General features: G+C 66.1%; 19 protein-coding genes. 7 read left to right on the top strand and 12 right to left on the bottom strand.

Features of this window, described 5'->3' with window-relative positions:
• Positions 1 to 2 precede the first annotated feature (2 nt).
• Positions 3 to 1205: an efflux RND transporter periplasmic adaptor subunit gene (locus PFY01_RS05475; protein ID WP_055803768.1), complete on the bottom strand. Its 1203-nt coding sequence runs from the start codon at positions 1203 to 1205 to the stop codon at positions 3 to 5.
• A 273-nt stretch (positions 1206 to 1478) separates the two neighbouring features.
• Here PFY01_RS05475 and PFY01_RS05470 point away from each other — a divergent pair, with 273 nt between their 5' ends.
• A complete protein-coding gene (locus PFY01_RS05470; protein WP_017505129.1) occupies positions 1479 to 1943 on the top strand; it encodes a TetR/AcrR family transcriptional regulator in 465 nt (154 codons plus the stop codon).
• A gap of 69 nt (positions 1944 to 2012) precedes the next feature.
• On the opposite strand, the gene PFY01_RS05465 is transcribed toward PFY01_RS05470, so the two are convergent.
• A complete protein-coding gene (locus PFY01_RS05465; RefSeq protein ID WP_017505130.1) occupies positions 2013 to 3287 on the bottom strand; it encodes a sugar MFS transporter in 1275 nt (424 codons plus the stop codon).
• Positions 3288 to 3486: 199 nt separating this feature from the next.
• Positions 3487 to 6291 (bottom strand): TonB-dependent receptor, encoded by a 2805-nt coding sequence (locus tag PFY01_RS05460; protein WP_271042720.1) that lies wholly within the window; start codon positions 6289 to 6291, stop codon positions 3487 to 3489.
• A gap of 289 nt (positions 6292 to 6580) precedes the next feature.
• Between PFY01_RS05460 and PFY01_RS05455 the strand changes: the two genes are divergently transcribed.
• Together PFY01_RS05455 and PFY01_RS05450 are read left to right on the top strand one after the other, a co-directional pair.
• Positions 6581 to 8398, top strand: coding sequence for an alpha-amylase family glycosyl hydrolase (locus tag PFY01_RS05455; protein WP_271042719.1), 1818 nt, complete (start codon positions 6581 to 6583; stop codon positions 8396 to 8398).
• Positions 8395 to 10038, top strand: a complete 1644-nt coding sequence (locus tag PFY01_RS05450) for an alpha-amylase family glycosyl hydrolase (RefSeq protein ID WP_271042718.1) — start codon at positions 8395 to 8397, stop codon at positions 10036 to 10038. The genes PFY01_RS05455 and PFY01_RS05450 overlap by 4 nt, the downstream gene beginning before the upstream one ends.
• A 5-nt stretch (positions 10039 to 10043) precedes the next feature.
• Here the strand turns inward: PFY01_RS05450 and PFY01_RS05445 are convergent, their stop codons facing one another.
• Entirely contained in the window at positions 10044 to 11057 is a 1014-nt protein-coding gene (locus PFY01_RS05445; protein ID WP_271042717.1) for a LacI family DNA-binding transcriptional regulator, read from the bottom strand.
• A 103-nt stretch (positions 11058 to 11160) separates the two neighbouring features.
• On the opposite strand from PFY01_RS05445, the gene PFY01_RS05440 reads away from it, so the two are divergent.
• From PFY01_RS05440 to PFY01_RS05425, 4 genes are read left to right on the top strand one after another with little or no spacing between them, the layout of a single operon-like run.
• A complete protein-coding gene (locus PFY01_RS05440; RefSeq protein WP_271042716.1) occupies positions 11161 to 13227 on the top strand; it encodes a glycoside hydrolase family 97 protein in 2067 nt (688 codons plus the stop codon).
• Positions 13224 to 14735, top strand: a complete 1512-nt coding sequence (locus PFY01_RS05435; RefSeq protein ID WP_271042715.1) for an MFS transporter — start codon at positions 13224 to 13226, stop codon at positions 14733 to 14735. Before PFY01_RS05440 ends, PFY01_RS05435 begins: the two co-directional genes overlap by 4 nt.
• Complete coding sequence (locus PFY01_RS05430) at positions 14732 to 15673, top strand: alpha/beta hydrolase (RefSeq protein ID WP_271042714.1); 942 nt, start codon at positions 14732 to 14734, stop codon at positions 15671 to 15673. Before PFY01_RS05435 ends, PFY01_RS05430 begins: the two co-directional genes overlap by 4 nt.
• A gap of 8 nt (positions 15674 to 15681) precedes the next feature.
• Positions 15682 to 18054, top strand: coding sequence for a glucan 1,4-alpha-glucosidase (locus tag PFY01_RS05425; protein WP_271042713.1), 2373 nt, complete (start codon positions 15682 to 15684; stop codon positions 18052 to 18054).
• Between the two features lie 59 nt (positions 18055 to 18113).
• Here the strand turns inward: PFY01_RS05425 and PFY01_RS05420 are convergent, their stop codons facing one another.
• The 8 genes from PFY01_RS05420 to ilvG form a co-directional block, all read right to left on the bottom strand.
• The gene (locus PFY01_RS05420; protein ID WP_271042712.1) at positions 18114 to 18809 is read right to left on the bottom strand and encodes a TorF family putative porin; all 696 of its coding nucleotides are present in this window, start codon (positions 18807 to 18809) and stop codon (positions 18114 to 18116) included.
• Between the two features lie 70 nt (positions 18810 to 18879).
• Positions 18880 to 20223, bottom strand: a complete 1344-nt coding sequence (locus PFY01_RS05415) for an ammonium transporter (protein ID WP_420197047.1) — start codon at positions 20221 to 20223, stop codon at positions 18880 to 18882.
• Between the two features lie 217 nt (positions 20224 to 20440).
• Positions 20441 to 21547 carry a 3-isopropylmalate dehydrogenase gene (gene leuB, locus PFY01_RS05410; RefSeq protein ID WP_091748404.1) on the bottom strand — a complete coding sequence of 369 codons (1107 nt, stop codon included), beginning with the start codon at positions 21545 to 21547 and terminating at the stop codon, positions 20441 to 20443.
• Entirely contained in the window at positions 21544 to 22131 is a 588-nt protein-coding gene (gene leuD, locus PFY01_RS05405) for a 3-isopropylmalate dehydratase small subunit (protein ID WP_271042710.1), read from the bottom strand. Before leuD ends, leuB begins: the two co-directional genes overlap by 4 nt.
• Positions 22124 to 23536 (bottom strand): 3-isopropylmalate dehydratase large subunit, encoded by a 1413-nt coding sequence (leuC, locus tag PFY01_RS05400; protein ID WP_271042709.1) that lies wholly within the window; start codon positions 23534 to 23536, stop codon positions 22124 to 22126. The genes leuD and leuC overlap by 8 nt, the downstream gene beginning before the upstream one ends.
• On the bottom strand, positions 23529 to 24779 hold the full coding sequence (locus PFY01_RS05395; protein WP_271042708.1) for a 2-isopropylmalate synthase: 1251 nt from the start codon (positions 24777 to 24779) through the stop codon (positions 23529 to 23531). Before PFY01_RS05395 ends, leuC begins: the two co-directional genes overlap by 8 nt.
• Entirely contained in the window at positions 24779 to 25030 is a 252-nt protein-coding gene (locus PFY01_RS05390; RefSeq protein WP_271042707.1) for an ACT domain-containing protein, read from the bottom strand. Before PFY01_RS05390 ends, PFY01_RS05395 begins: the two co-directional genes overlap by 1 nt.
• Position 25031: 1 nt before the next feature.
• Entirely contained in the window at positions 25032 to 26744 is a 1713-nt protein-coding gene (gene ilvG, locus PFY01_RS05385) for an acetolactate synthase 2 catalytic subunit (RefSeq protein WP_271042706.1), read from the bottom strand.
• Positions 26745 to 26755: the final 11 nt, after the last annotated feature.

The raw sequence follows: 26755 nt of genomic DNA, 5'->3' as shown, positions 1-26755 counted from the left end.
GCTTAGCCGGCCGGCAGGCTGTTGGCGAAGGAGGCGCTGGACGCGGGCGCCGACTGGGTGACGGGCGCCTGGGACGCATCGCCGGCGACGGGTTCGATCTTGCCGTTCTTGGGCGTGACCTTGGAGCCCGGCTGAGCGGCGCGTTGCAGACCCGCGATGATGACGCGGTCAGTCGGGGCCAGGCCCGAACGGACGACGCGCAAGCCCTGCACGATCGGGCCGAGCTGAACGGCCTTGTTCGTCACGGTGCCGTCGGCGTTGACCACGGCGACGGTGCGGCGGGCCTGATCCGTGCCGATGGCCGAATCCGGGACCAGCAGGGCGTCATAGGCGCCGGCGCCCGCGACCTGCGCGCTGCCGAACATGCCCGGACGCAGGAAGCCGTCGGCGTTGGGCAGGATGGCGCGCAGACGGATCACGCCCGAGGCGGTGTCCACGGCGTTGTCAGAGAAGTCGAGACGGCCAGTATGCTTGTACGTGCTCTCGTCCTGCAAGCGCACGTTGACGACCGCGCCCTGATTGGCGCCGCCCTGACGCAAGTATTTCAGCAGGACCGCTTCCGAGCCGTCGAAGACGAAATGGATCGGGCCGCCCGAGATGATCGTGGTCAGGATGTCACCGGCCGACGAACCGCCGGCGATGACATTGCCCGGATCGACGCGACGGTCGGACACGCGACCCGAGGTCGGCGCGGTGACGCGAGTGTATTCCAGGTTCAGACGCGCATTGCGGACGGCGGCGTTGCCGGCCGCCAGATTGGCCTGGGCCGCATCGACGGCCGCCTTGTTGGAATCATATTCGGCCTTGGACACCGCCTGCGAGGCCAGCAGGGCCTCGCTACGAGCCAGGTTGGCGCGGGCCAGCGACAGTTGCGACTGAGCCTGGGCCACCTGGGCCTGAGCCTGCGCTAGGGCGGCCTGGGCCGGGCGCGGATCCAGGGTGAACAGCAACTGGCCGCGCTGGACCATCTGGCCGTCGCGGAAGTGGACAGCCTGGATATAGCCGCCGACGCGGGCGCGCACGTCCACGCTCTCGACCGCTTCGAAGCGACCGGTGAACTCGTCCCAGTCCCGCACCTGCTGCTTGAGCGGCACAGCCACCGTCACGGGCGGCGCGCCTTGTGCGGGCGCCTCTGCCTTTGGGGAACAACCATAAAGCGCACCCGTCACCATGACGGATACCGCCGCAATCTTCAGCCCGCGCATCTGCGCATCTCCCTGTCGGAGGTAAATCCCTGTCGTGCGGACAGAGGCCGATGGGGAGTCGGCCTTGTCAACGCGTGGTGACTTAATGGTCGGAGCCGTGGCGCTTGTCAACAGACGTTGACAAAGCCATATGTGATCTACGGTTATTGTCTGTGGAGTGTCATCACCTTGTTATGTCCCGGCCCACGCCCGAGAAACGCCGCCGCCACGCGCACGGCCATTCTCGATGCTGCGCGCGAGAGATTCGCGGCCGAGAGCTATGACGACGTGGGCATGCGCGACATCGCCCGCGATGTCGGCGTCGATGCGGCCCTGATCAGCCGCTACTTCGGCTCCAAGGACGACCTGTTCCTGGCCGCGCTGGACAGCTGCGGCGACGGCAGCGCCCTGATGCAGGGCGAAAAGGCCGACTTCGGCCGGCGCGTGGCGCATGAGATCGTCTTCGAACCCAAGAAGGCCGAAAAGCTGAAGGGCATGTCGATCATGCTGCGCTCCATCGGCTCGGCCAAGGCGTCGGAAATGGTTCAGAACACCTGCACCCAGCGGTTCTTCGGTCCGCTGGAGGAATGGCTGAGCGGGCCGGACGCCACGGTCCGCGCGCGTCTCCTGGCCGGCTTCATCATGGGCATGTCGGTCAGTCGCGAACTGGGCGGCGGCAGCTTCAACATCGAACCCGCTCAATGCGAGGAGATGCGCGACCGCCTGGCGCCCATTCTTCAGTCCCTGATCGACGGCTGACCCAATCGCCGAAATGAAAAAGGGCGCGGAGGCTGACCTCCGCGCCCTTTGTCTTGTCTGGCGACCGGCTCAGTGCGAGGCGGTCGAGGTCACTTCGGTCCGCGCCTTGGTGCGGATGCAGCCGATCGCGAAGATGGTCAGGCCGACGTAGCCCAGCATCGGCACGATGAAGGCGGGCTGAAGCTTGCCGGCCGCATCGGCGATATGCGCCGCGACTTGGGGCAGCAGGGCGCCGCCGATGATGCCGAACACCAGCAGACCCGACGTCGCCGAAGTCGGAGCGGTCGAGCGCTCCAGCGTCAGGGTGAAGATGGTCGGGAACATGATCGAGTTGAACAGGCCGATCGACAGAACGGCATAGGCCGCCGTCGGCCCGCCGATTTGGCTGACGGTCAGGCACAGCACCGCCGCCGCGACGGTGCAGCAGGCCAGGACGATGCCGGGACGAACCTTGGTCAGGACGGCCGATCCGATGAAGCGGCCGACCATGGCGCCGCCCCAGTACAGGGCGACCATCTTGCCCGCCGTCTCGATGGGGGCGTTCAGGATGTCGGGGCTTTCCAGGAAGTTGGTCAGCATGCCGCCGATCGCGACTTCGGAACCAACGTAGAGGAAGATGGCCAAGGCGCCGAACACGGCCCAGGGCGACGACAGGGCCTTCAACGGCGAGACCGCATTGTGCGATTCAGGCGCCGCCGCATTGATCTTTTTGCGCGCCGTGAAGATGAAGACGGCGATCAACGCGAAGAAGGCGCCCATGCCCAGGAAGGCCATGTCGATGCTGCGCAGCGACTGGGTGCGGGTTGCGGCGGTGACCACAGCGCCAGCGGCGAAGACGCCGCCCGTCAGCAGGACGTGCGAGCCCAGCCATGGCCCCACGGTCGTGCCCAGCGAGTTGAAGGCCTGCGACAGGTTCAGACGGCTGGAGGCGCCCTTGGGGCTGCCCAGCTCGGCGACCAGCGGATTGGCCGCGACCTGCAGCAGGGTCACGCCCGAGGCGATGACGAACAGGGCGATCAGGACGCCGGGATACCAGTCGGCGGCGGTGGCGGCCGGCACGATCAGGCAGCCCGCGACCATGACGATCAGGGCGCCGATGATCGAACGGCTGTAGCCCAGCTTGCTGAGGACCGAGGCCGCCGGCAGAGACATCAACCCGTAGGCGATGAACCAGGCGAAGGTGGTCAGGAAGGCCTCGGCGTTGTTCAGGTCGAACACGCGCTTCACCGCCGCGATCAGCGGGTCGATCAGCGAGGTCGCAAAGCCCCAGGCGAAGAACAGCGTGGTGACATAGGCGAAGGCCAGGCCTGCGCCCTGGCGTTTTCCGGCGTCCGGAACGGTCATGAATGATCCCCCAGTGAAATCGAACGGCCGCGCTGTGGTCGCGCGGTTCTCATCCTGCTTGGTTCGGACATCGCGAAAGGCGCGTCCAGCCGAAAAGCGCGCTCTGTAACGAAACTTTCCCGCGGGGCCGGGGCGCAGGCAAAGAAAAGGGCCGCCTCGCGAACGCGGCGGCCCAAGTTTGCTCAGAAGAGAGGGGAAATCAGAACTTGTAGTTCAGCCCGACCGCGAAGGTGCGGCCGTAGTGCTGATAGTCGATGGTCCGGCGCTCATCGCCGTTCTCGAAGGTCTTGAACGGCTCGTCGGTCAGGTTGTTGACCTGAGCCAGAACCGACAGGCCTTCCAGCGGACCGGACTGGAACTCATAGCCGACCTGGGCATCGACGACCGTTTCAGCGGCCACCGAACGCAGGGTGCGGCCGTTGCCGAAGCCGGCGACCTCGCCCAGGTAATCCGAGCGATAACGGGCCGAAATCCGCGACTGGAAGCCATAGCGCTCATAGTAGAGCGAGCCGTTGATCACGTTTTCCGACAGACCCGGCAGAGCGGTCGGGGCCTGGGTCGGATCGGGCTGGACTTCGCTGTCCGTGGTCGAAGCGCTGAACTGGGCGCCGAAACCTTCCAGGGCCGGATGGAAGATGTCGAACGGCGCCGAGATCGAAAGCTCAAGACCCTTGATCCAGCCGCCTTCGCCGTTGTCAGGCGCGCCGACCAGGCCTTGGCGCAAGGCCGGCTCGGGGTTTGTCGGCGAAATCACGCCGATCGGATAGCCGGTGAAGTCGAAGATCTGATTGCGATTAAAGACGTAGCTTTCCAGGTTCTTGTAGAAAGCCGCCAGCGAGATGTAGCCCTTGCGGTTGGCGAAATACTTCTCGAACGACACGTCGATCACGTCCGCGATGTACGGCCGCAGTTCCGGGTTGCCGCCGCCGCCGCCCCAGGGGGAACGGTTGATGTCGGTCGATTGGGCCAAGCTGGGGTTATAGCTGTAGTTTCGCGAGGCGCGCATATCGTCCATGCGCGGACGGGCCAAGGTGCGCGAAACCGCCAGACGCGCGAACATGTCCTCGCCGGTTTCCAGGATGAAGTTCGCGCTAGGCAAAATCTCCAGATATTCGTCGCCGCCCGTCACCGCGATGGTCTCGGAGACGCCCGGTCCGACCTGCCGCGCCGAGAAGCCGCTGGAGCTTTGGTCGGTATAGACGAACTGCATGCCGACATTGCCGGTCAGGGCGCGGCCAAACAGATTGTGATCGATGTTGGCGCGGACATAGGCGGTTGAGACCTTTTCTGTCACCTCCCAGTTGCCGGCGGTGACGTCGGCGTTCGGGTTGCGGATGCGGTTCAAGGCGCCGCTGTTGACCAGGCCGAGAGCGTCATAGCTCAGCACGGCGCTGATGCCGAGATAGCCAAGGTCGGTCGGGTCCAGCAGGAAGGCCGAGGGTACGGTCAGATCGCCGCCACCGGGGACGCCCAGATAGAACTGATCGTTGACGAAGCTCTTCTGACGCTCGGTGTAGTTGACGCCGAAGTCGATCGACTTGAACGGGCTCTGGTGCAGTTGGCGCGTTACCGAGAAGCGGGCGGCCTTCAGTTCGTCCTCGATGGACGGCGTGTTCAGATAGCCGGCCTGACCTTCAGGGATCACGTCGCCACCCCAGCCTTGCGGGCTGGTGATCTTGATCAGGTTCGGATCGGCGTAGTTCAGACGGCTGGTGAAGCGGGTCACGCCATCGTCGGTCAGTTCGAAGCCCAGAGTGTCCAGCGCGCCGTTGATGTTGCGGCCGGTACCTGCGTTGGTTTCTAGGATGATGTCGTTGCGCTCGACCTTCGAGTAGCTGAGGTCCAGGTTCGCCGACCAGTCATCGCTGAGCGTGAATTCGGTGTTCCAGCCCAAGGCGGTGATGTTGCTGTCGCGCTTGTTCAGGTCGTTGCGGACGACACCCTTGATGTTGTCCCAGGTGCCGGCGACGATCAGGCCGTCCTGCACGGTGTAACCAGGGCGCAGCGCGGGTCCAGGACGGCAGACCGCCGACGGGACGTTCACGGTGCAGTCACCGGAAGAACCGCCCCAGGCCAGCGGGAATTCGATGCCGCGCAGAACCTGGGTGTTCTTGAACTCGGAATAGAAGGCGTCGATCGTGGAGTGGATGCGGTCGTTCGGGCGCCATTCCAGCACGCCCATATAGCCGTCGCGCTCCAGCTCAGACGACATGACGTAGGGCTTCACGCCGCCGGTCAGCAGATTGCCGTCCGTGTAGTTGGGATAGCCCCAGGCGTTGAAGCGCTCGGACTGATAGGGCGAGCTCATGTGGGCGTAGCCCAGAGCCACGCCCAGCGTGCCGTCCAGGAACTGGTCGATGTAAGAGATGGTGTAGCGGTCGCCGTTGTCGGTCGTACCCGAGTTCAGGGCGCCGATCTCGTTCCACTCGTGGCGATAGTTCATCGCGATGGCCTGACGGCCGTAGGCCAGCGGGCGAACGGTGCGCAGATCGACGGTGCCGCCCAAACCTTGGCCGATCAGGGCCGCGTCCGGGGTCTTGTAGACAACGACGCTGTTCAGCAGTTCGGCGGGGAATTGGTCGAACTCGACGCCGCGGTTGTCGCCGGTGGTGACCAGTTCGCGCCCGTTCAGCAGGGCGGTCGTGAAATCAGGGCCCAGGCCACGGATGGAGATCGCCTGGCTGCGGCCGTCGAGGCGCTGCATCGTTACGCCCGGAAGGCGCGCCAGAGATTCGGCGATCGAGACGTCCGGCAGCTTGCCGATGTCTTCGGCCGAGATGACTTCGACGATCGAGGTGTTGTTGGCCTTGGCCGAGATTGCGGCCTCGATCGAGCGGCGAATGCCGGTGACGACGATTTCGCCGACCTCGGTGGCTTGATCGTCGGCCTGCGCCGTCGTGGCGGGCGCAGTTTGTGCGTGGGCCGAGCCGACCGCCATCAGGGCGGCTGCGCCGAAGGCGACGCCGGATAGCAGGCGCGCGCGCCGGTTGAGACGTTGGAACATGGTCATCCTCCCTGGGGCTGACCGCGATTCTGAACGTCGCGATCTGAAGCCGTCGCAAAAATATGCAAATCTTTGGGAGTGTTGCAAGCAGTTAATGCGGGGGTCTGATTTCCGTCGCACTTCAAGCCGTTTCCGAGGTCGTCGGCACAAGAGAACTTGCGGTTTCGCGCCATTTCCATGACGCATTGCAGCATTTCAGCGACGCGTTGACAGCCCTGCACATTGCTGCAAAATCTTGCAAATCGATCTGGAAGGCTTTGCACTTTCCAGACGCAAGGGAGTGAGCGTCATGGCGAGGGGAACCCCAAGAAGGGCTGGGCTGCACGCGGCGATGGCGGCGGCGGCTCTGCTGAGCGGCTTTGCAACGCCGGCTGCGGCGGAAACGCGCCAGGCCGAAGACACCCTGTCCGCTCTGCGTCAACGCCTTCCACAGGACGAGGTGATCTACTTCCTGCTGCCGGATCGCTTCGCCAATGGCGATGCCACGAATGACCACGGCGGTTATGCCGCCGACCGGCTGAAAAGCGGGTTCGATCCGGCCGATACCGATTTCTATCACGGCGGCGACCTGGCGGGCGTGACCCAACAACTGGACTATATCCAGGGCCTCGGTGCGACGGCGGTCTGGCTGGCGCCCGTGTTCAAGAACAAGCCGGTGCAGAGCCACGGCGACTACACCGGCGCGGCGCACCACGGCTACTGGATCACCGACTTCACCGCCGTCGATCCGCACTTCGGCGACGAGGCGGCGATGCGCGCCCTGGTCGAGGCGGCCCATGCGCGCGGGATGAAGGTCTATCTGGACATCGTCGCCAACCACACCGCCGACGTCATCCAGTATCGCGAATGCCCGGAAGGCCGCTGCGCCTATCGCAGTCGCGCCGACTATCCCTACACCCGTCGCGGCGGCGTCGATGGTGCGCCGATCAATGAAGGCTTCGACGGTCGCGACTTCTCGCGCCTGACCCGGGCCGACTACGCCTACACACCCTATGTCCCGGCGGGCGAGGAGAACGCCAAGGTTCCGGCCTGGCTGAACGATCCGATCCACTATCATAACCGGGGTGAGAGCACCTTCACCGGCGAAAGCAGCCTGGACGGCGACTTCGCCGGGCTGGACGACCTGCTGACCGAGGACCCGGTGGTCATCCAGGGCATGATCGACATCTTCGGCGGCTGGATCGACAAATACGGGATCGACGGCTTCCGCATCGACACCGCCCGCCATGTGAACCCGGGCTTCTGGCAGGCCTTCATCCCCGCCATGATCGGCCGCGCCGAGGCCAAGGGCATCCCGAACTTCCACATCTTCGGCGAGGTCTATGATCCCGATCCGGCGGTGACGGCGCGGTTCACGCGGGTCGACGGCTATCCGGCGGTGCTGGACTTCCCGTTCCAGAAACAGGCGACCGATGTGGCGTCTGGCAAGGTCGGGACCGACGCCCTGGTCAAGCTGTTCGACGCCGACACGATCTATGACAAGGGCGCTGAAACCGCCGCCATCCTGCCGACCTTCCTGGGCAACCATGACATGGGCCGGGTCGGCTTCTTCGTGAAACAGGCCAATCCAAACGCCGACGACGCCGAGGTGCTGGCGCGCATCAAACTGGCCCATGCCCTGATGATGTTCAGCCGGGGCGTGCCCACGCTCTATTACGGGGATGAACAGGGTTTCGCCGGCGCGGGCGGATACGGAAACTCGCGCCAGGACATGTGGCCCAGCCGCACGCCGGTCTATGCGAACGAGACGCCCGTTGGCGGTCGCCAGCCGGCCTATTCCACGGACGCCCCCCTCTACCGGGCGATCGCAGAGATGACCCGCATCCGCGCCGAGGAGCCGGCCCTGCGACGCGGCCGTCAGGTCGTGCGCGCCTATGGCGACAAGCCCGGTCTGTTCGCCCTGTCGCGCGTCGGCGAGGACGGATCGGAGATCCTGGCCCTGTTCAACACCTCCACTGCGCCCGTCGCCGCTCAAGTCGAGGTGGAGCCCGGCTCGCTGCGGTGGCAAGCTCTGCGCGGCGATTGCGCACCCGAATCCTCCGCGCCCGCCAGCGTCGCCGTTCGCGTGCCCCCCCTCGATTACCTCGTCTGCAAGAGCGTGCCGTGACTGCCCTGCCCCTCGATCTTTCCGCGGCTGACGCCGCCCCCGCATTGGCGCACGACTGGTGGCGCGGCGCGGTGCTGTATCAGATCTATCCGCGCAGCTTCGCCGACTCCAACGACGACGGCGTCGGCGATCTGAAGGGGATCACCCAGCACCTCGACCACGTCGCCTCTCTAGGCGTCGACGGCGTCTGGCTGTCGCCCTTCTTCACGTCGCCGATGAAGGACTTCGGCTACGACGTGTCGGACTACTGCGACGTCGATCCGATCTTCGGCACATTGGCCAACTTCGACGCCCTGATCGCGCGCGCCCATGCACTGGGGCTGAAGGTCGTCATCGATCAGGTCTTCTCACACACCTCGGACGAACATCCCTGGTTCACCGATAGCCGCGCCAGCCGAAACGGCGAGCACGCCGACTGGTATGTCTGGGCCGACGCCAAGCCGGACGGCTCGCCGCCGTCGAACTGGCAGTCGGTGTTCGGCGGCCCGGCCTGGACCTGGGACGCGCGGCGCGGCCAGTACTACATGCATAATTTTCTGGCCTCGCAGCCTCAGCTGAACGTCAGGAACCCGGCGGTTCAGGACGCCCTGATCGCGGCGGCGCGGTTCTGGCTAGATCGGGGGGTGGACGGCTTCCGTCTGGATGCGATCAACTTCGCCATCCACGACCCGTCCCTGCGCGACAATCCGCCGATCCAAGACGGCAAGAAGCGCACGCGGCCGTTCGATTTCCAGGACAAGATTTACAATCAGTCCCACCCGGACATCATCGGCTTCTTGAACCGCATCCGCGCCCTGACCGACAGCTATGAAGGCCGGTTCACGGTGGCGGAGGTCGGCGGTGATCACGCCGATCGCGAGATGAAGGAATTCACCGCCGGCAACGATCGTCTGCACTCGGCCTACGGTTTCCTCTACCTCTACGCCGATACGCTGAAGAGCGAACTGATCGGCGTGGGCGATGGGATGTGGCCGGATCAGCAGGGCGAGGGCTGGCCGTCCTGGACCTTCTCCAACCACGATGCGCCGCGCGCAGTGTCGCGTTGGGCCCAGGGCCGGGACGAGAAGGCCTTCTCGGAAATGGCCCTGCTGCTGCTGATGTGCCTGCGCGGCAATGTCTTCGTCTATCAGGGCGAAGAGTTGGGCCTGCCTCAGGCCGAGGTGCCGTTCGAGCGGCTGGTCGATCCCGAGGCCATCGCCAACTGGCCTGAGACTCTGGGCCGCGACGGAGCCCGCACGCCGATCCCCTGGGTGGCCTCGGCGCCCAACGCCGGCTTCTCGACGGTTGAGCCCTGGCTGCCGGTCGATCCGCGCCACTTGGCATTGGCGGTGGATGCGCAGGAGGCGGACCCGACATCGATCCTGCACGCCGCGCGACGCATCATCGCCCTGCGTCAAGCCCATCCGGCGCTGCGGACCGGCGGGCTCGAGATCGAAAGCGCGGGCGACCTCGTGGTCTTCCGCCGGTTCGAACAGGCCGAAGGCGGCGAGCGTCTGCTGTGCGTCTTCAACCTGGGCTTCAAGGCCGTGGACTGGTCTGCGCCTGCCGGCGCGCGCCGGATCGCGGCGGTCAACTGGACCGAGGCGGACGGATTTACGTTGAGGCCGCTGGCTGGCCTGATCTTCGCCGACGCCGGATGACGGGGTCAGCCGCCGCAGGTCTCGCGAACGATCAGCTCGGTCGGAACGCGCTCGGAACGGCCTGCTGCGGCGCCGCCGTGATCCAGCAGTTTGGACACCATCAACCGGCCGGCCTTCATCGTGTCCTGGGCGATGGTGCTGAGCGCCGGGCGCGAGTAGCGGCTGAACGGCACATTGTCGAAACCGATGACCGAGACCTGGCCCGGCACCTCGACGCCGGCGTGCAACAGGGCACGCACGGCGCCGAGCGCGATCTGGTCGGACGCAGCTACGACCCCATCGAAATCCAGCCCGCGTCGGATCAGGGCGTCCACGGCGGCCTCGGCGGATTCGACCTCGAAATGCGCAGGCACGATCAGGTCGGCGTCCACGTCCAGTCCGCTCTGGCTCATGGCGTCCAGATAGCCGCGATGCCGCTGCATGGCCTCGGGCGGATCCAGATCGCCCAGGAAGACGATGCGCTTTCGCCCCAGTCGCGCCAGATGCAACGTCGCGCGGCGTCCGCCCGAGATATTGTCCGAGCCGATGGAGCAATAGTCCTGATCCGGCAGTTCGGCGCCCCAGACGACGAAGCGATGGTCGGCGTCCACCAACCGGTTGAAGGCCGAATGCAGGCTGGATTGCCCCAGGAAGATCACCCCGTCCGCGCGGCTTGTGTTCAGCGCGCCCGACAGCTCGTCATAGTTGGCGGGCGAGATATGGCTCATCAGCAGGTCGCAGCCGCGTTCGCGCGCCGCCTCGCCAACCCCAGCCAGAAGCTCCAGGAAGAAGGGGTCGCTGAGGCGCCCTTCGCGCCCCTGCGGACGCGGCACCACCAGGGCGATCGTGCCCTGGGCACCGATGGGGCCGGCGGGCATGTGGCGGCGGAACGGATAGTCGTGTTCCTTGGCCAGCTTCCAAATCGTCTGTTTGGTGCGATCGTTGACGGCGGGGCTGTCGTTCAGGGCGCGCGAGGCGGTGGCGATGGACACGCCGGCCAGGCGAGCGATGTCTTCCAGACGGGTGGTCTTGCGGCTCAAGGTCGCGGGTCCTCACAGCAGCATGGTGAAGCTGCAAAATTTTCTGCAAATATTTCAGCCACCGTTCGCGGCGGTTGGCAAGAGGCGGCGTAACGGAGTTCCCATGATGCAGCGCAGATCCTTCCTGGCCCTTGGCGGCGTGTCGATCCTGGCTCTGGGGGCGACTGGCGCGCGCGCCCAGACCGCGCCGAACCATGCCCGCGCGTCGTCGCCAGGCGGCGTGCTGACGGTCGAGGCTTTCACCGACAACGACGGACGGCCGATGTATTCGGTGCTGCGTCAGGGCCGGGTCGTGGTGGCCCCGTCCAAGTTGGGTTTCCTCCTGACCGACGCGCCGGCCATCGAGCGCGGCCTGACCCTGACCACAGGCCAGCCGGTCACGGTCGACGACACTTGGGAGCAGCCGTGGGGCGAGCGGCAGTTCATCCGCAACCACTACAATGAATGGCGCGTCGCCTATGCCGAGACCGGCGGCCTGCGACGCCGCGTGGACGTGGTCTTCCGCCTGTACGACGACGGTCTGGGCTTCCGTTACGAGTTCCCGCAGCAGGCTGGCTTGACCACTGTCCGCATCGGTTCGGAGATCACCGAGTTCAACTTGGCCGAAAACGGCGAGGCCCTGTGGTGCCCGGCCTGGGAGTGGAACCGCGAGGAATATCTCTACAGCCGCACGCCCATCGATGCTGTCGGCAGCGCCCAGACGCCGATGACGGTTCGGGGCCAGTCGGGCCTGCACGTCTCGATCCACGAGGCCGCCTGCATCGACTATGCGGGCATGAATCTGCGCCGGTCAGAGGAGACGAAGTTCCGCGCTCAGCTGACGCCGGGCTTGACCAATGCGGCGGTGGTGCGCGAGGCGCCGTTCAACACGCCCTGGCGGACCCTGCAAATCTCCGACAGCGCCGCGGGCTTGCTGGATTCCAGCCTGATCCTGAACCTGAACGAGCCCAACAAGCTGGGCGACGTCAGCTGGTTCAAGCCGATGAAGTACGTCGGCGTCTGGTGGGAAATGCACCTGGACCTGAAGACCTGGAACTCCGGGCCCAAGCATGGCGCCACGACCGAGAATGCGATCAAACACATCGACTTCGCCGCCAAGCACGGCCTGGGTGGCGTTCTGGTCGAAGGCTGGAACAAGGGCTGGGACGGCCAGTGGTTCGCCAACGGCGCGGACTTCAGCTTCACCGAGGCCTATCCCGACTTCGACATCGAAGCGGTCTGCGCCCACGCGCGGTCCAAGGGAGTGCAACTGATCGGCCACCACGAAACCGGCGGCAACGCCTTCCACTATGAGCAGCAGCTCGAACCGGCCATGGCCCTGTATGAACGCCTCGGCGTCCATTCGGTGAAGACCGGCTATGTCGCCGACGCGCAAGGCGCCCGCGTCGCCGGGCCGGACGGACAGATGGTCATGGCCTGGCACGAGGGCCAGGCGATGGCGCAGCACCATATGCGCGTGGTCGAGGCCGGCTATCGCCACAAGGTCGCCGTCAACGCTCACGAGCCGTTCAAGGACACCGGCCTTCGCCGCACCTATCCGAACATCATCAGCCGCGAGGGCCAGCGCGGCATGGAATACTCGGCCTGGGGCAATCCCGGCAATCCGCCCGAGCATGAGCCGAACCTGCTGTTCACCCGCCTGCTGGCCGGGCCGATGGACTATACGCCCGGCATCTTCGGCATGGAGACGCGCAGCCCCGGCGGCGTGCAGACGACCTGGGCCAAGCAGCTGGCGCTCTATGTCGTGATCTACAGCCCGATCCAGATGGCGGCGGACCTGCTGGTCAACTATGAGGCCAACCCCGGCCCGTTCCAGTTCATCAAGGATGTGCCGGTCGATTGGAGCGAGAGCCGCACGCTGGACGCCGCCATGGGCGACTATGTCGTCACGGTTCGCAAGCAGCGCGGCACGGATGTCTGGGCCCTGGGCGCCGTCACCGACGAGCATCCGCGCGTGCTGAAGGCTCCCCTCGACTTCCTGGACGCCGGCCGTCGATATCGGGCCGAAATCTACCGCGACGGGCCGAACGCCGACTATCGCGGCAAGCGCGAGGACATCGTCATCGAGCAGCGCGAGGTGACGTCGTCTGACACCCTGACCCTGGCGTTGGCCCCCGGCGGCGGTCAGGCGATCCGGTTCGTGCCGGTCGGTCGGGCGCGACGCGGATGACCCTGCTCTCGCACCGCCCGCGCCTGTCCGGCCTGGCGATCTGGAACATGTGCGTCGGCTTCTTCGGCATCCAGATCGGCTTCGGCCTGCAGAACGCCAACACCAGCCGGATCTTCCAGACGCTGGGTGCCGAGGTCGACAGCCTGGCGATCCTGTGGATCGCCGCGCCGCTGACGGGTCTGCTGGTCCAGCCGATCATCGGCCATTTCAGCGACAAGACCTGGACCCGCTTCGGCCGGCGGCGCCCCTATTTCCTGGTCGGGGCCATCGCCACCACCCTGGCCCTGATCGCCATGCCCAACAGCCCCAGCCTGTGGTTCGCCGCAGCCATGCTGTGGATCATGGACGCCTCGATCAACATCACCATGGAGCCGTTCCGCGCCTTCGTCGGGGATAATCTGCCGGAGGAGCAGCGCACCGCCGGCTATGCGATGCAGAGCTTCTTCATCGGTGCCGGCGCAGTCTTCGCCTCGGTCCTGCCGTGGCTGTTGTCCAACGTCTTCGACATCGCCTCGACCGCCGAGGCGGGCGTGGTGCCCCTGTCGGTCAAGATCGCCTTCTACGTCGGCGCCGCCGGCCTGTTCTCGGCCGTGCTGTGGACGGTGCTGTCGACCAAGGAATACAGCCCCGAACAGATCGCGGCCTTCGAACGCGCACGAGACGACGCGCCGACCGCGCCCGTCGAGGCCGAAGCGCCGGCCCGCAGCGTCCAGGGCTGGATGACGTCGGGCCTGGTCTGCGCCGTCCTCGGCGGACTGGGTTTCGTGCTGATCGGCGCGCTCGATCTGGAGAAGGAGCTGCTGATCGTGGCGGGCTTCTTCGCCGGGTTCGGTCTGCTGCAGATCGCCGTCGGCATGATGCAACGTCGCCGCATCACCAACGCCGCGACCGAAATCCTGAACGACATCTTCCGCATGCCCGAGACGATGCGCGGCCTGGCTGTGGTTCAGTTCTTCAGCTGGTTCGCCCTGTTCGCCATGTGGATTTACACCACCGCAGCCGTGACCCGCGTCCATTACGGAGCCACCGACACCACCTCGGCCGCCTACGCCACGGGCGCGGACTGGGTGGGGGTTCTTTTCGGGGTCTATAACGGCGTGGCGGCCCTGGCGGCCTTCACCCTGCCGGTCATCGCCAAGCGGATCGGACGCAAGGCGACCCATGCGCTGATGCTGATGCTTGGCGCCGCCGGCCTGTTCGGCATCTTCGCCATCCGCGAGCCGGGCCTCTTGTGGCTGCCGATGGTCGGCGTCGGCTTCGCCTGGGCGTCGATCGTCTCCATGCCCTACGCCATCCTGTCGGCGGCGGTGCCGGACCGAAAAATGGGCGTCTATATGGGCGTCTTCAACATCTTCATCGTCGTGCCCCAGTTGCTGGCCGCCACAGTTCTGGGCCTGATCCTGAAGAGCCTGTTCGATGGTCAGGCGATCTGGGCCCTGGTGCTGGGCGCCATCTCCTTCGTTCTGGCCGCCGCCAGCGCGCTGATGGTCAAGGAGCATCGCGGATGAACCGTCGAGGTCTTCTGGCCCTCATGGCCGCCCTGCCCTTCGCCTGCGCGGCGCGCGCCGAGGGCGCCCTCGCGGGCGGGCGGTTGGTGCTGCATGAAGCGGTCGCGTCGGCCCATGTGAAGGCGCGCAACGTCTCGGTCTGGCTGCCGCCCGGATATGAGGCGACCGACGCCGCCTGGCCTGTCCTCTATATGCACGACGGCCAGAACCTGTTCGATCCGGCCACGGCCAACTTCGGCGAATGGGACGTCGACGAGCATCTGACGCGGCTGATCGCGAGCGGTCAGGTGCGGGCGCCGATCGTGGTGGGCATATGGAACACGGACTTGCGGCTGAGGGAATATGTCCCCGCCGACCTGATCGCCGCCCTGCCCGCCGACATGCGCGACGAGGTCCAGGCCATCTACGGCGGTCCGTCCTTGTCCGACGCCTATCTGCGGTTCCTGGTCGAGGAGTTGAAGCCCTTCATCGACGGCGCCTACCGCACCCTGACCGGGCCGCAGGCCACGATGATCGCCGGCTCCAGCATGGGCGGCCTGATCTCCATGTATGCGGTGATGAAACAGCCGCAGGTCTTTTCCGCCGCCGCCTGTCTGTCCACCCATTGGCCGCTAAAGGTCGAAGGGCTCGAGCCCGGCGCGGCGCTGGACGCCTGGCGCGAACGCCTGGTCGCCGCCTGGACCGGCGTGATCGAACGCGGCCTGCCCGAGCCGGGCGACCACCGCTTCTATTTCGACCGAGGCGACGAGACGCTGGATCAGTTCTACGCCGTCTTCCAGACCCAGGTGGACCAGACCTTCCGCCGTCGCGGCTATGGCGCCGGCGATTTCCGCAGCCTGGTCTTCCCCGGCGCCCAGCACAACGAAGCGTCCTGGAACCAGCGGCTGGACGTGCCTTTGACCTTCCTTCTTTTCCCCGCCCCCACGCGCAACCCGTGAGGACCACAATGCGTCACTTCCGTACCTTCTGCCTCGCCGGCGCCGCCGGCCTGGCCCTCGCTTCCGCCGCAAACGCCCAATCGGGCGTCGCCCCCGGCGCGCCCGGCGCCCCGCCGGTCTGGTCCAGTGCGGCCAAGACCGGCGCCGGCGCCTCTTACGAGGCCTATGTCGACGGCCAATATCGCGACGGCGGCCCGACCGGCGCGGTGTCCAAGGTCTGGTATTCCATCGCCGACGGCGTCCTGACCGAAACCATGTATGGCCTGATCCATGAGGCCCAGATAAAGGCGCTGCGCTTTGCCGGCTTGACCCAGGACGGTTTGGTCGTCGAAGGCGACGACACCACCAGCCGCACCGAGTATCTGCACGTCGACGCCCAAGGGCGTCCGCTGTCGCCGGCCTATCGCGTCACGACCCAGGACAAGAACGGCCGCTTCGAGATCGAAAAGCAGATCTTCAGCGATCCCGACCGCAACGCCTTGGTGCTGCGCGTCACCATCACGGCGCTGAAAGGCGATGTGACGCCCTATCTGATGCTGGAGCCGCACATCGCGAATACCGGCGTCGAGGATCGCGGTCAGGTCACACGCGACGGCTTTCACGCCTGGGAAGGCGACACCCACCTGTTCCTGAAGCCCAGCGAGGCCTTCGAAAAGGCCAGCGTCGGCTTCGTCAGCGCCTCGGACGGTCTGACGGATCTGAAGGACGGCAAGCTGGACTGGACTTACGCCTCGACCGGCGACCAAGCCGGCAACACCATGATGACCGGCGCCCTGCCGCGCCTGCGCCAAAGCAGCCGGATCACGCGCGACTTCGTCATCGGCTTCGGCGCCAGCGAAGCTGAGGCGCGCGCCGCTGCGGACGGTTCGTTCTCGACCGGTCTGGACGAGGTGCTGGCCCGCTTCAACGGCGAGGGCGAGCGCGTGGGTTGGGAGGACTATGTCGCCTCTCTCACCGAACTGCCGCGCATCGCCGAGCAGGCGACCGACGGCGGCAAACTGGCCTACGCCTCGGCCCTGATGTTGAAGGTGCAGGAGGATCGCACCCACGCCGGCGCCCTGATCGCGTCCCTGTCGAACCCGTGGGGCGACACGGTGGACGCGTCGAAGTCCTCGACCGGCTACAAGGCCGTCTGGCCGCGCGACTTCTATCAGGTGGCGATGACTCTGGCGGCGCTGGGCGACAAGGAGACGCCGCTGGCGGCCTTCAACTATCTGCCCCAGGTCCAGGTCGGCCCGAACACGCCCGGCAACACCGGCGCCGGCGGCTGGTTCCTGCAGAAGACGCACGTCGATGGCGAACTGGAATGGGTTGCGGTCCAGTTGGACCAGACAGCCATGCCGATCATGCTGGGCTATCGTCTGTGGAAGATGGGCTGGCTGTCGGACGGGCAGATGACTGAACACTATCGGTCCATGCTGAAGCCGGCGGCCGACTTCCTGGTCGACGGCGGCAAGATCGGGCTGATGTGGAACGACGCGGAGATTAAGCCGCCCTTCACCCAGCAGGAACGCTGGGAGGAGCAGCAAGGCTATTCGCCGTCCTCGACCGCCGCCGTGGTCGCGGGCCTGACGGTCGCCGCTGAAATGGCGCGAGCCTCGGGCGACGCCGCCGGCGCGACGCGCTACCAGATCGCGGCCGACAGCTATGCGTCCAAGATCGAAGAGCGGATGTTCACCACCAACGGCGACTTCGGCGACGGTCGCTACTACATCCGCATCACTCAGAACGAGAACCCGAACGACAAGGCCTCGATCGGCGCCGCCAATGGCCAGATCGCCCCGGCCGAAGACCGCGTCGTTGACGGCGGCTTCCTGGAACTGGTGCGCTATGGGGTACGGAAGGCTGACGACCCGCACATCCTGTCCACCCTGCCCGTCTATGACGATCAGTCGCTGGAGCCGCTCTATCGCGTTCGCTACGACTTCGGTCCCGAGGGCGACAAGACTCCGGGCTGGCGCCGTTATGGCGTCGATGGCTATGGCGAGGATCATCTGACGGGCGCCAACTATGGCGTCGGCGGAGAGATGAGCCCCGGTCAGCGCGGTCGGGTCTGGCCCTTCTTCACGGGCGAGCGCGGTCACTATGAGTTGGCTCGCGTCAGCGTGAACGGCGACCCCTCGGCCGCCGATATCGCCGCCATCCGCCAGACCTATGTGCGCGGCATGGAGCGGTTCGCCAACGGCGGGCTGATGCTGGCCGAACAGGTGTGGGACGGCGTCGGCAACCCGACGGCCAAGGACTACGCTGTGGGTCAGAATACGGACTCGGCCACGCCCCTGGCCTGGACCCACGCGGAATATCTGAAGCTGCTGCGGTCTCTGGCCGACGGCAAGGTCTGGGACAGCTACGACCCCGTCCACGACCGCTACGCCCGCTGATACGAAAACGGCCCCGGAGATCGCTCTCCGGGGCCGTACTCAATTCGGGCTGACGCGGCTCAGAAGGTGAGCTTCACCGCCCCGACGATGCGCTCTTCGGCGCCGGGCACGCCGTCCACATCGGTATCGTGATAGCGGACATCGACGCCCACCTTGTCGGTCAAGGCATAGCCGACGCCGACGTTCCAGGTGGTGTAGTCGTCGCTGACGTCGAGCCATTGCTTGCCGAGCGCGCCCGACACCGTCCACTTGGGCGCCGGCGAGAAGGCGGCGTTGACCTCGGCGTAGGTCGCTTCCTTGTCCGCGCCGAAGAAGTCGGGCGAGTAATAGACGGCCGCGCCAAAGGTGGCGGGACCGACCGCGCGCGAGGCCGCAGCCTTGAACTCGGCGTAGTTATAGTCCGCGCCGTCCGGCTCCCCGACATACAGATAGCCGATCGCGCCGAAATCCAGCGCGAAGCCGCCCGCCTCGGTGCGATAGCCGCCGTACAGGTCGACTTCCGCGTCGGTGTCGTCGCCGAAGTCGACGTTGGAGGCCCAGGCTCCCGCATAGAAGCTGCCCGACGTCAGGTCGACGCCGCCTTGAATGGCGGGGTCTTCGCTGGTTTGGGTGAAGCCGCGGAACACGTAGTCGCTGACGACGCCGACGTTCCAGGCGACGTCGACGTCGCTCTGGGCCGAGGCCGGCGCCGCGAGGCCGATCAGACCTGCGGCGAGAGTCGCGGCGGCGGCCGCGCGGATGATGGTCTTCTTCATAGTCTATCCCCTTTTATTTTTGTTGGCCGAGAAAGGGCGCGGATCGGGAGCCGCGCCCTATACACGGATTTCAGTGTTCCAATGCTTCGCCGTGCAGAGAGGTGTCCAGACCGGCGGCTTCCTCCGCCTCGCTCACGCGCAGTCCCGTGGTGAACTTGCAGATGAAGAGGATGATCAGGGTGCCGACGGCGCTGTAGACGATGGTCCACAACAGGCCCAGGGCCTGGGCGCCGACGTTGGCGCCTTCCGACAGGCTGTTGATCGCGGTCGTGGCGAACACGCCGGTCAGAAGGGCGCCGATCAGGCCGCCCGCGCCGTGGATGCCGAAGGCGTCTAGGCTGTCGTCGTAGCGCAGCAGCTTCTTGATCCACACCGAAGAGGCGTAGCAAGCCGGGCCAGCGATCAGGCCGATGATGACCGCGCCCTTGGGGTCGACGAAGCCGGCCGCCGGGGTGATGGCGACCAGACCGGCGACGACGCCCGACAGCATGCCGATCAGCGAGACCTTCTTCTTCTCGATGTATTCGACGATTTTCCAGGTCAGGGCGGCGGCGGCTGCGGCCAGGATGGTGTTCAGCAAAGCCACGCCCATCAGGTCGTTTGCGGCGCCCGCCGAGCCGGCGTTGAAGCCAATCCATCCGACCAGCAGCAGCGAGGCGCCAATCATAGTCAGGACGGGGTTGTGAGCGGTGATGACCTCTGTGCCATAACCCTTACGGCGACCCAGGAAGATGGCGCACACCAGGCCCGCGACGCCCGAGTTGACGTGAACGACGGCGCCGCCCGCGAAGTCCAGCACGCCCGCCGAACCCAGAAAACCGCCGCCCCAGACCCAGTGGCAGATCGGCGCATAGACCAGCAGCGACCACAGGGCGGTGAACAGCAACAGCGCCGAATATTTGAACCGTTCGGCGAATGCGCCGGTGATCAGCGCCGGGGTGATGATGGCGAAGGTCATCTGGAAGGAGATGAACAGGAACTCGGGAATGCCCGGCAGCAGGGCGTTGGCGGTCTTCAACGACACGCCGTTCAGGAAGAGCATGTCCAGACTGCCGATGAAGGGCTGAAGGCCGGCGCTTTCGTTCTTGCCGAAGGCCAAGCTGTAGCCCGCGATGAACCACACCAGCGACACCACGGCGAAGACGCCGACGGACTGGGTGATGGTGGCGATGACGTTCTTCTTGCGCACCATGCCGCCATAGAACAGCGCCAGACCGGGGAGGGTCATCAGCAGAACCAGGGCGGTCGAGGTGCCGAGCCATGAGGCGCCGGCGCTGTCCAGCTCAAGCGCGGCTTGGTGGCCGAGCAAGGCGGGCGCGGCGTCCTGCGCATTGGCTGGGCCAGCGGCCATCAGACAGAGTGTGGGAAGAAGGAGCGCAGCCGCTCCCGTAAGTCGTTTCGTGGTCCGCGACATGAGCTAGTACCCCCTATGCAATCTCGCAGTTGCGAAGATTTTACCGCATTTGCGATAGGCGCAAGTGGCTAGACCGTGAACGGCGCAACTTTCTTGCAACGGTCACAACCAAAAAAATCAGGGCCGCACGATCTTTCGATCATACGGCCCTATGTCAGATCGTGCATGCCAACAAAGCCAAGCTCAGCAGCAGGATTTTCAGACTCAGTTTAGGCTGTCAGGCCCAGTGCATCTGCACCCGGTGCGCCGCCGCCCAATGGATGGCGCGGATGGCGTCGATGACGGCTTCGGTCGCCGCGCGCGTGCCCAGCGCGCCGCCCAGATCGGCTGTCACGGCGCCGGCCGCCAGAACGGCGGCGACGGCGGCCTCGATGGAATCGGCCTCGTCCTCCAGTTTCAGGCTGTGACGCAGCAGCAGGGCCGCCGACAGGATGGTCCCGACCGGATTGGCTAAATCCTGACCGGCGATGTCCGGCGCCGAGCCGTGGATCGGCTCGAACAGACCCGGCCCGCCCGCGCCCAGCGACGCCGACGGCAACAGGCCGATGGAGCCGCCCAGCACAGAGATCTCGTCCGACAGGATGTCGCCGAACATGTTTTCGGTCAGGATGACGTCGTATTCGCGCGGCTTGCGGATCAGGTGCATGGCCATGGAGTCTACCAGGGCGTGCTCCAGGGTGATGTCTGGGAACTCCTCGGCATGGATGCGGGTCACGACCTCGCGCCACAAGCGACTGGTCTCCATGACATTGGCCTTGTCGACCGAGGTCACCTTGCCGCGACGCTGTTGGGCGGTCTGGAAGGCGGCGCGGGTCACCCGCTCGATCTCCGGCACGGTGTACTCGCACAGGTCGGTGGCGCGGTCGGCGGTGCGGGTCTTCTCGCCGAAATAGACGCCGCCGGTCAGTTCGCGGAAGACGATCAGATCGACGCCCTCGACGATCTCCTTCTTCAGCGGGGAGCGGTGCGCCAGCACCGGCGACACCTGCAACGGCCGCAGATTGGCGAACAGGCCCATCGCCTTGCGGATGGCCAACAGCCCCTGTTCCGGACGCGCCTTGCCGCCATCCCATTTCGGTCCGCCGACGGCGCCCAGCAGCACGGCGTCGGACGCGACGCAGGCGGCGCGCGTGGCCTCTGGCAAAGGCTCGCCCGTCTCGTCGATGGCCGCGCCGCCGATCAGATGCTCGGCGAACTCGAAATGGTGACCATAGAAATCGCCGATGACCCGCAGGACGTCGCGCGCGGCCCGTGTGACCTCCGGTCCGACGCCGTCGCCGGGCAGCAGGACGATGTTGTAGGTCTTGGTGGCGGCGGTGCTCATCTTACGGTCTCTTTCGATCGCTCGTAGGCTTCGATTTCAGGCATGTTTGCTTGCAGCCAGCCCAGGGTGTCCACCCCGTCCAGCAGGCATTGGCGGGCGAAGGATTCGACCCCGAACGGCACGGGTTCGGCATTGCCGCGCTGGATCTGATTGGCCTGGAGGTCGATCGTAACCGGCTGGTCCGGCTGCGACGCCAGATCGTCCCAAACCGCCTGGCTGACGACGATGGGCAGAAGGCCGTTTTTCAGCGCATTCGATGTAAAAATGTCAGCGATCTCGGTCGAGATCACCGCCCGGAACCCATAGTCCAGCAGGGCCCAGGGCGCATGTTCGCGCGACGAACCGCAAGCGAAGTTCCGGCCCGCCAGCAGGATGCGGTGCTCGGCCGGATCGATCCGGTTCAAAGTGGCCTCGGGTTTTTCCGAGCCGTCGTCCTCGTAACGCCAGTCATAGAAGGCGGCCTTGCCCAGCCCTTCGCGCGTGGTCGTGGTCAGGAACCGCGCCGGAATGATCTGGTCGGTGTCGATATTGGCCTGGCTCAGGGTCACGGTCTTGGAGGTCAGCACCTGGAAGGGTTCAGACATGCTCGACCTCCTTCAGAAAGACGCGCGGATCGGTCAGCACACCAGCGACCGCCGTCGCCGCCGCCGTCGCTGGACTGGCCAGGATGGTGCGGGCGTCCTTGCCTTGGCGGCCTTCGAAATTGCGGTTCGATGTGGATACGGCCAGTTGGCCCGGCGCGACGAAATCGCCGTTCATGGCGATGCACATCGAACAGCCGGGAATGCGCCATTCGGCCCCGGCTGCGATGAAGACCTGATCCAGGCCTTCAGCCTCGGCGTCACGACGCACGGCCTCGGACCCCGGCACCACCAGCATGCGCAGACCCGGCTTTACCTTTCGGCCGCGCAGCACCTCGGCGGCGGCGCGCAGATCGGGCAGGCGTCCGTTGGTGCAGGAGCCGATGAAGACCACATCCACCGGCTGGCTGGTCGTCGCCTCCCCGGCCGTGAAGCCCATATAGGCGATGGCCTTGCGGTCTGAGTCCGACTGCGGTTGCGGCACAGGCGAGCCTATCGGCGCGCCCGCATCCGGCGTCGTGCCCCAGGTCGCCATGGGTCGGATGGCGGCGCCGTCGATGGTCACTTCCTTATCAAAGACCGCGCCTGCATCCGTCACCAGTTTCAGCCATGCGGCCGTTGCGGCCTCATAGTCAGCGGGCACATGTTTGCGGCCGCGCAGCCAGTCGATGGTGGTCTGGTCCGGGGCGATCATGCCCGCCCGCGCGCCGGCCTCGATGGACATGTTGCACAGGGTCATGCGCCCTTCCATGTCCAGCGACCGCACCGCCTCGCCCGCGTATTCGATGACGTAGCCGGTGCCGCCACCGAAACCGATGGCGGCGATGACCGCCAGGGCGACGTCCTTGCCCGAGACGCCGGGCTGCAACTTTCCGTCCACCTTCACCCGCATGGCCTTGGCCTTGCGCTGCAACAGGCACTGGGTCGCCAGCACATGGCCGACCTCGGACGTGCCGATGCCGAAGGCCAGGGCCCCGAAGGCGCCGTGGGTCGCCGTATGACTGTCGCCGCAGACCACCGTCATGCCCGGCTGGGTCAGGCCCAGTTCCGGCCCCATGACATGGACCACGCCGCGATCGTCCGAATCCCACCCCGCCAGTGGCACGCCGTGGGCGGCGCAGTTCCGCTCCAGCGTATGGACCTGAGCCTCGGCTTGGGCCGTGACATAGGGCTTCAGCCCGTTCAGCCCCGCCGGCAGCGTCGGCGTCGAATGGTCCAGGGTCGCATAGGTGCGGTCGGGGCGACGGACCTTCAGACCGCGCGCCTCGATCTCGCTGAAGGCCTGTGGGCTGGTGACTTCGTGGACCAGATGCAGGTCGATATACAGCACGCCCGGCGTATCGGCCTTTTCCGACCGCACGACGTGGGCGTCCCACACCTTGTCGAACAGGGTCTTGGAATCAGGCATATTGGGCCACGATCTCGGACACGCCATTGACCCGGTCGATGATGGCGATCAGTTCGGCGTCGTTGATCTCGCCGATCTGATCCGCGCGCGACTTGAAGCCGGCGACCACCGCCGCCAGACGCTCGCCCTCGATGGGACGGCCGATGGTCTCGGCGCGCTTGGCGATGGCGTGACGGCCCGAATGCTTGCCCAGCACGAACCAGCTGCCCTCGAAGCCCACATCCTGGGGCCGCATGATCTCATAGGTGCGGCTGTCGGCCAGCATCCCGTGCTGATGGATGCCCGCCTCGTGGGCGAAGGCGTTGATGCCGACCACCGACTTGTTGCGGGCGATGACCGTCTCGGTGATCTCGCACAGGATCTTGGAGGCGCGGACCAAGTGGCGGCTGTCGGCGCCGGTCGTAACGCCATAGCGGTCCTCGCGGACCTTCAGCGCCATGATGACCTCTTCGATCGAGCAGTTGCCGGCCCGCTCGCCGATGCCGTTGATGGCGCCCTCGATCTGACGCGCACCGCCCTCGACAGCGGCCAGGGAGTTGGCGACCGCCATGCCCAGGTCGTCGTGGCAGTGGGCCGAGAAGATCACGTGCGGGTAACGCTTCTTAATGCGCGCGGCCAGGGCGCGATAGGTTTCGCGCACCTCTTCCGGCGTCGCATAGCCGACGGTGTCGGGCACGTTCAGGGTGCGGGCGCCAGCGTCGGCGGCGGCCTCCAGCACATCAGCCAGAAACTCCGGCTCGGTTCGGAAGGCGTCCTCGGCCGAGAATTCGACATCGTCGAACAGGCTCCGGGCGTATTCCACCGACCGCACGGCCGTCGACAGCACCTCATTGGTGGACATCTTCAGCTTGGCGGAACGGTGGATCGGGCTGGTGCCGATGAAGGTGTGGCACCGACGATGCGACTTCGGCGCCGGCGCCAGGGCGCGGAAGGTGGCGTCGATGTCCTTTTCGTTGGCGCGCGACAAGGAGCAGAAGATCGGTCCCTCGACCTCGCCCGCCACGCGGCGGATGCAGTCCTCGTCGCCCGGCGAGGCGGCGGCGAAGCCGGCCTCGATGACATCGACGCCCAGGTCCCGCAGAACCTGGGCCATCTTCACCTTGGCCTGGGCGCTCATCGAGAAGCCCGGAGCCTGTTCCCCGTCCCGCATCGTCGTGTCGAAGACGATGACGCGGTTGGGATCGGCGGCGATCTCCTCTGTGCGGGATACGCCCGATACTCGTACGCTTTCGGGAGCAATCATTACGCGGCCTCGGATTGAGTAATGTCGTTGCTGATGCGGCGCACGCCGAACAGCCGGTCGATCTGGCGACCCAGATTGTCCATGCAACGGCCGGCGTCGCGGCCGCGCACCGTCAGGGCGATGCGGCGGAATGCGCCCTCGTCAGCCAGGGCCATGCCGTCGATGTAGAAGCCGCGGCGCTCCACCAGGCCGATGAGACGCTGAAGCGAACCGTCCGCACGGTCGATCTGGATGTGGATCGTGTTGCTCATCTCAGGAGCCCTCCATCATTTCAGCATTGCTCTTGCCCGGCGGAACCAGCGGCCAGACATTGTCTCGGGGGTCGATGACCACATGGGCCAGGCAGGGGCCGTCGGCGGCCAGCAGGCGCTGGATGCCGTCGGACACCTGATCGCGGCGATCGATGCGGAAGGCCTCGATGCCGAAGGCTTCGGCGACCTTCACGAAGTCCGGATTGTCGGACAGGTCGATCTCGGAATAGTTCTCGGCGAAGAACAGCTCCTGCCACTGGCGCACCAGGCCCAGTGAGGAGTTGTCGATCAGCACGATCTTCAGCGGGATGCCGTAACGCTTCAGCGTCGCCAGCTCCTGGATATTCATCATGAAGCCGCCGTCGCCGGCGATCGTGACGACCGTCGCCGAAGGATCGGCCAGCTTCGCCCCGATGCCGGCGGGCAAACCAAAGCCCATCGCGCCCAGACCGCCCGAGGTGATGTGGGCTTCCGGCTTGGCGAAGCGGCAGTGCATGGCCGCCCACATCTGATGCTGGCCCACGTCGCAGGCGGCGACGAAGTCATCGCCCGCCGCTTCCGAGATTTCCTTCAGCAGGGCGGGCGCATAGACCCCCTCGCCCGGCGCATCATAGCGGTGAACGCCCGCTTTGGCCGCACCGGCGCAGTCGTCGGCCCAGGCCTGAATGTCCAGCGCCGCGCCCGACCGCATCCGCGCCGTCAGCGCCTCAATGCCTTCGCGCAGCTCGCCGACGACGGCGACATTGGCGCTGCGCAGTTTGCCGACTTCCGAGGCGTCGATGTCGAAATGGACGATCCTGGCGTTGGGCGCGAACTCGGCCAACTTGCCTGTCGCGCGGTCGTCGAACCGGGCGCCGACGACGATCAGCAGATCGCTGTCCTGCACCGCATGGTTGGCGGCGCGCGTGCCGTGCATGCCCAGCATGCCCAGCATGCCCGGCGCATCGGTCGGGATGGTGCCCAGAGCATTCAGCGTCGAAACTTGAGGGATGCCGGTCGCGGCGACGAAGGCGCGCAGGGCCTCGGTCGCGCCGCCGATCTTCACCCCGCCGCCGATATAGACCAGCGGCTTCTTCGCCGTGCGGATCGCAGCCTCTGCGGCGGCGATGGCGTCGTGATCGACGCGTGCCGTCTCGTTGGGGATTGAAAATCCGTAGTCATCGCCGGTCGTCTCGAACTGCACGTCCTTGGGCAGATCGACCAGAACCGGGCCGGGGCGGCCAGACCTAGCAATATGAAAGGCTTCCTCGATCGCGGCGGGAACCTCGGCGGCCGAGCGGACCAGGATCGAATGTTTCACGATCGGCAGGGTGACGCCCAGGATGTCGATCTCCTGAAAGGCGTCAGTGCCCATCAGGCCTTGGGCGACATTGCCGGTGATGCACACGATCGGCACCGAATCCATCATCGCATTGGCGATGCCGGTGACCAGATTGGTGGCGCCAGGGCCGGAGGTGGCCATGCAGACGCCGACCTTGCCGCTCTTCCTGGCATAGGCGTCGGCCGAGAAGGCCGCCCCCTGCTCGTGGCGGACCAGGATGTGTTTCAGCTTGGAGCCAGCCAAGGCGTCATAAACCGGCATGATGGCGCCGCCCGGATAGCCGAACACCACCTCCACCCCCAGCCGCTCCAGGGTGGAGACCAGCAGACGCGCACCTGAGTGGGGTGCGGTCTCGGCTGAGGGTTTGAAGGCGGCGGCGGTCATCAGGGTCATCCGGTCGTTCA

This window comes from Brevundimonas vesicularis, from assembly GCF_027886425.1.
GTDB lineage: Bacteria > Pseudomonadota > Alphaproteobacteria > Caulobacterales > Caulobacteraceae > Brevundimonas > Brevundimonas vesicularis_C.
This window is presented reverse-complemented; position numbering and strand designations above follow the sequence as displayed.

Excerpts from the sequence above, each read along its gene's own strand:
- PFY01_RS05440 (WP_271042716.1), top strand. The coding sequence starts at position 11,161 with ATGATGCAGCGCAGATCCTTCCTGGCCCTTGGCGGCGTGTCGATCCTG.
- leuB (WP_091748404.1), bottom strand. The coding sequence starts at position 21,547 with ATGAGCACCGCCGCCACCAAGACCTACAACATCGTCCTGCTGCCCGGC.
- PFY01_RS05455 (WP_271042719.1), top strand. The coding sequence starts at position 6,581 with ATGGCGAGGGGAACCCCAAGAAGGGCTGGGCTGCACGCGGCGATGGCG.
- PFY01_RS05475 (WP_055803768.1), bottom strand. The coding sequence starts at position 1,205 with ATGCGCGGGCTGAAGATTGCGGCGGTATCCGTCATGGTGACGGGTGCG.
- PFY01_RS05470 (WP_017505129.1), top strand. The coding sequence starts at position 1,479 with ATGCGCGACATCGCCCGCGATGTCGGCGTCGATGCGGCCCTGATCAGC.
- PFY01_RS05425 (WP_271042713.1), top strand. The coding sequence starts at position 15,682 with ATGCGTCACTTCCGTACCTTCTGCCTCGCCGGCGCCGCCGGCCTGGCC.
- PFY01_RS05390 (WP_271042707.1), bottom strand. The coding sequence starts at position 25,030 with ATGAGCAACACGATCCACATCCAGATCGACCGTGCGGACGGTTCGCTT.
- PFY01_RS05465 (WP_017505130.1), bottom strand. The coding sequence starts at position 3,287 with ATGACCGTTCCGGACGCCGGAAAACGCCAGGGCGCAGGCCTGGCCTTC.
- ilvG (WP_271042706.1), bottom strand. The coding sequence starts at position 26,744 with ATGACCCTGATGACCGCCGCCGCCTTCAAACCCTCAGCCGAGACCGCA.
- PFY01_RS05420 (WP_271042712.1), bottom strand. The coding sequence starts at position 18,809 with ATGAAGAAGACCATCATCCGCGCGGCCGCCGCCGCGACTCTCGCCGCA.
- leuC (WP_271042709.1), bottom strand. The coding sequence starts at position 23,536 with ATGCCTGATTCCAAGACCCTGTTCGACAAGGTGTGGGACGCCCACGTC.
- leuD (WP_271042710.1), bottom strand. The coding sequence starts at position 22,131 with ATGTCTGAACCCTTCCAGGTGCTGACCTCCAAGACCGTGACCCTGAGC.
- PFY01_RS05395 (WP_271042708.1), bottom strand. The coding sequence starts at position 24,779 with ATGATTGCTCCCGAAAGCGTACGAGTATCGGGCGTATCCCGCACAGAG.
- PFY01_RS05415 (WP_420197047.1), bottom strand. The coding sequence starts at position 20,223 with ATGTCGCGGACCACGAAACGACTTACGGGAGCGGCTGCGCTCCTTCTT.
- PFY01_RS05430 (WP_271042714.1), top strand. The coding sequence starts at position 14,732 with ATGAACCGTCGAGGTCTTCTGGCCCTCATGGCCGCCCTGCCCTTCGCC.
- PFY01_RS05435 (WP_271042715.1), top strand. The coding sequence starts at position 13,224 with ATGACCCTGCTCTCGCACCGCCCGCGCCTGTCCGGCCTGGCGATCTGG.
- PFY01_RS05460 (WP_271042720.1), bottom strand. The coding sequence starts at position 6,291 with ATGTTCCAACGTCTCAACCGGCGCGCGCGCCTGCTATCCGGCGTCGCC.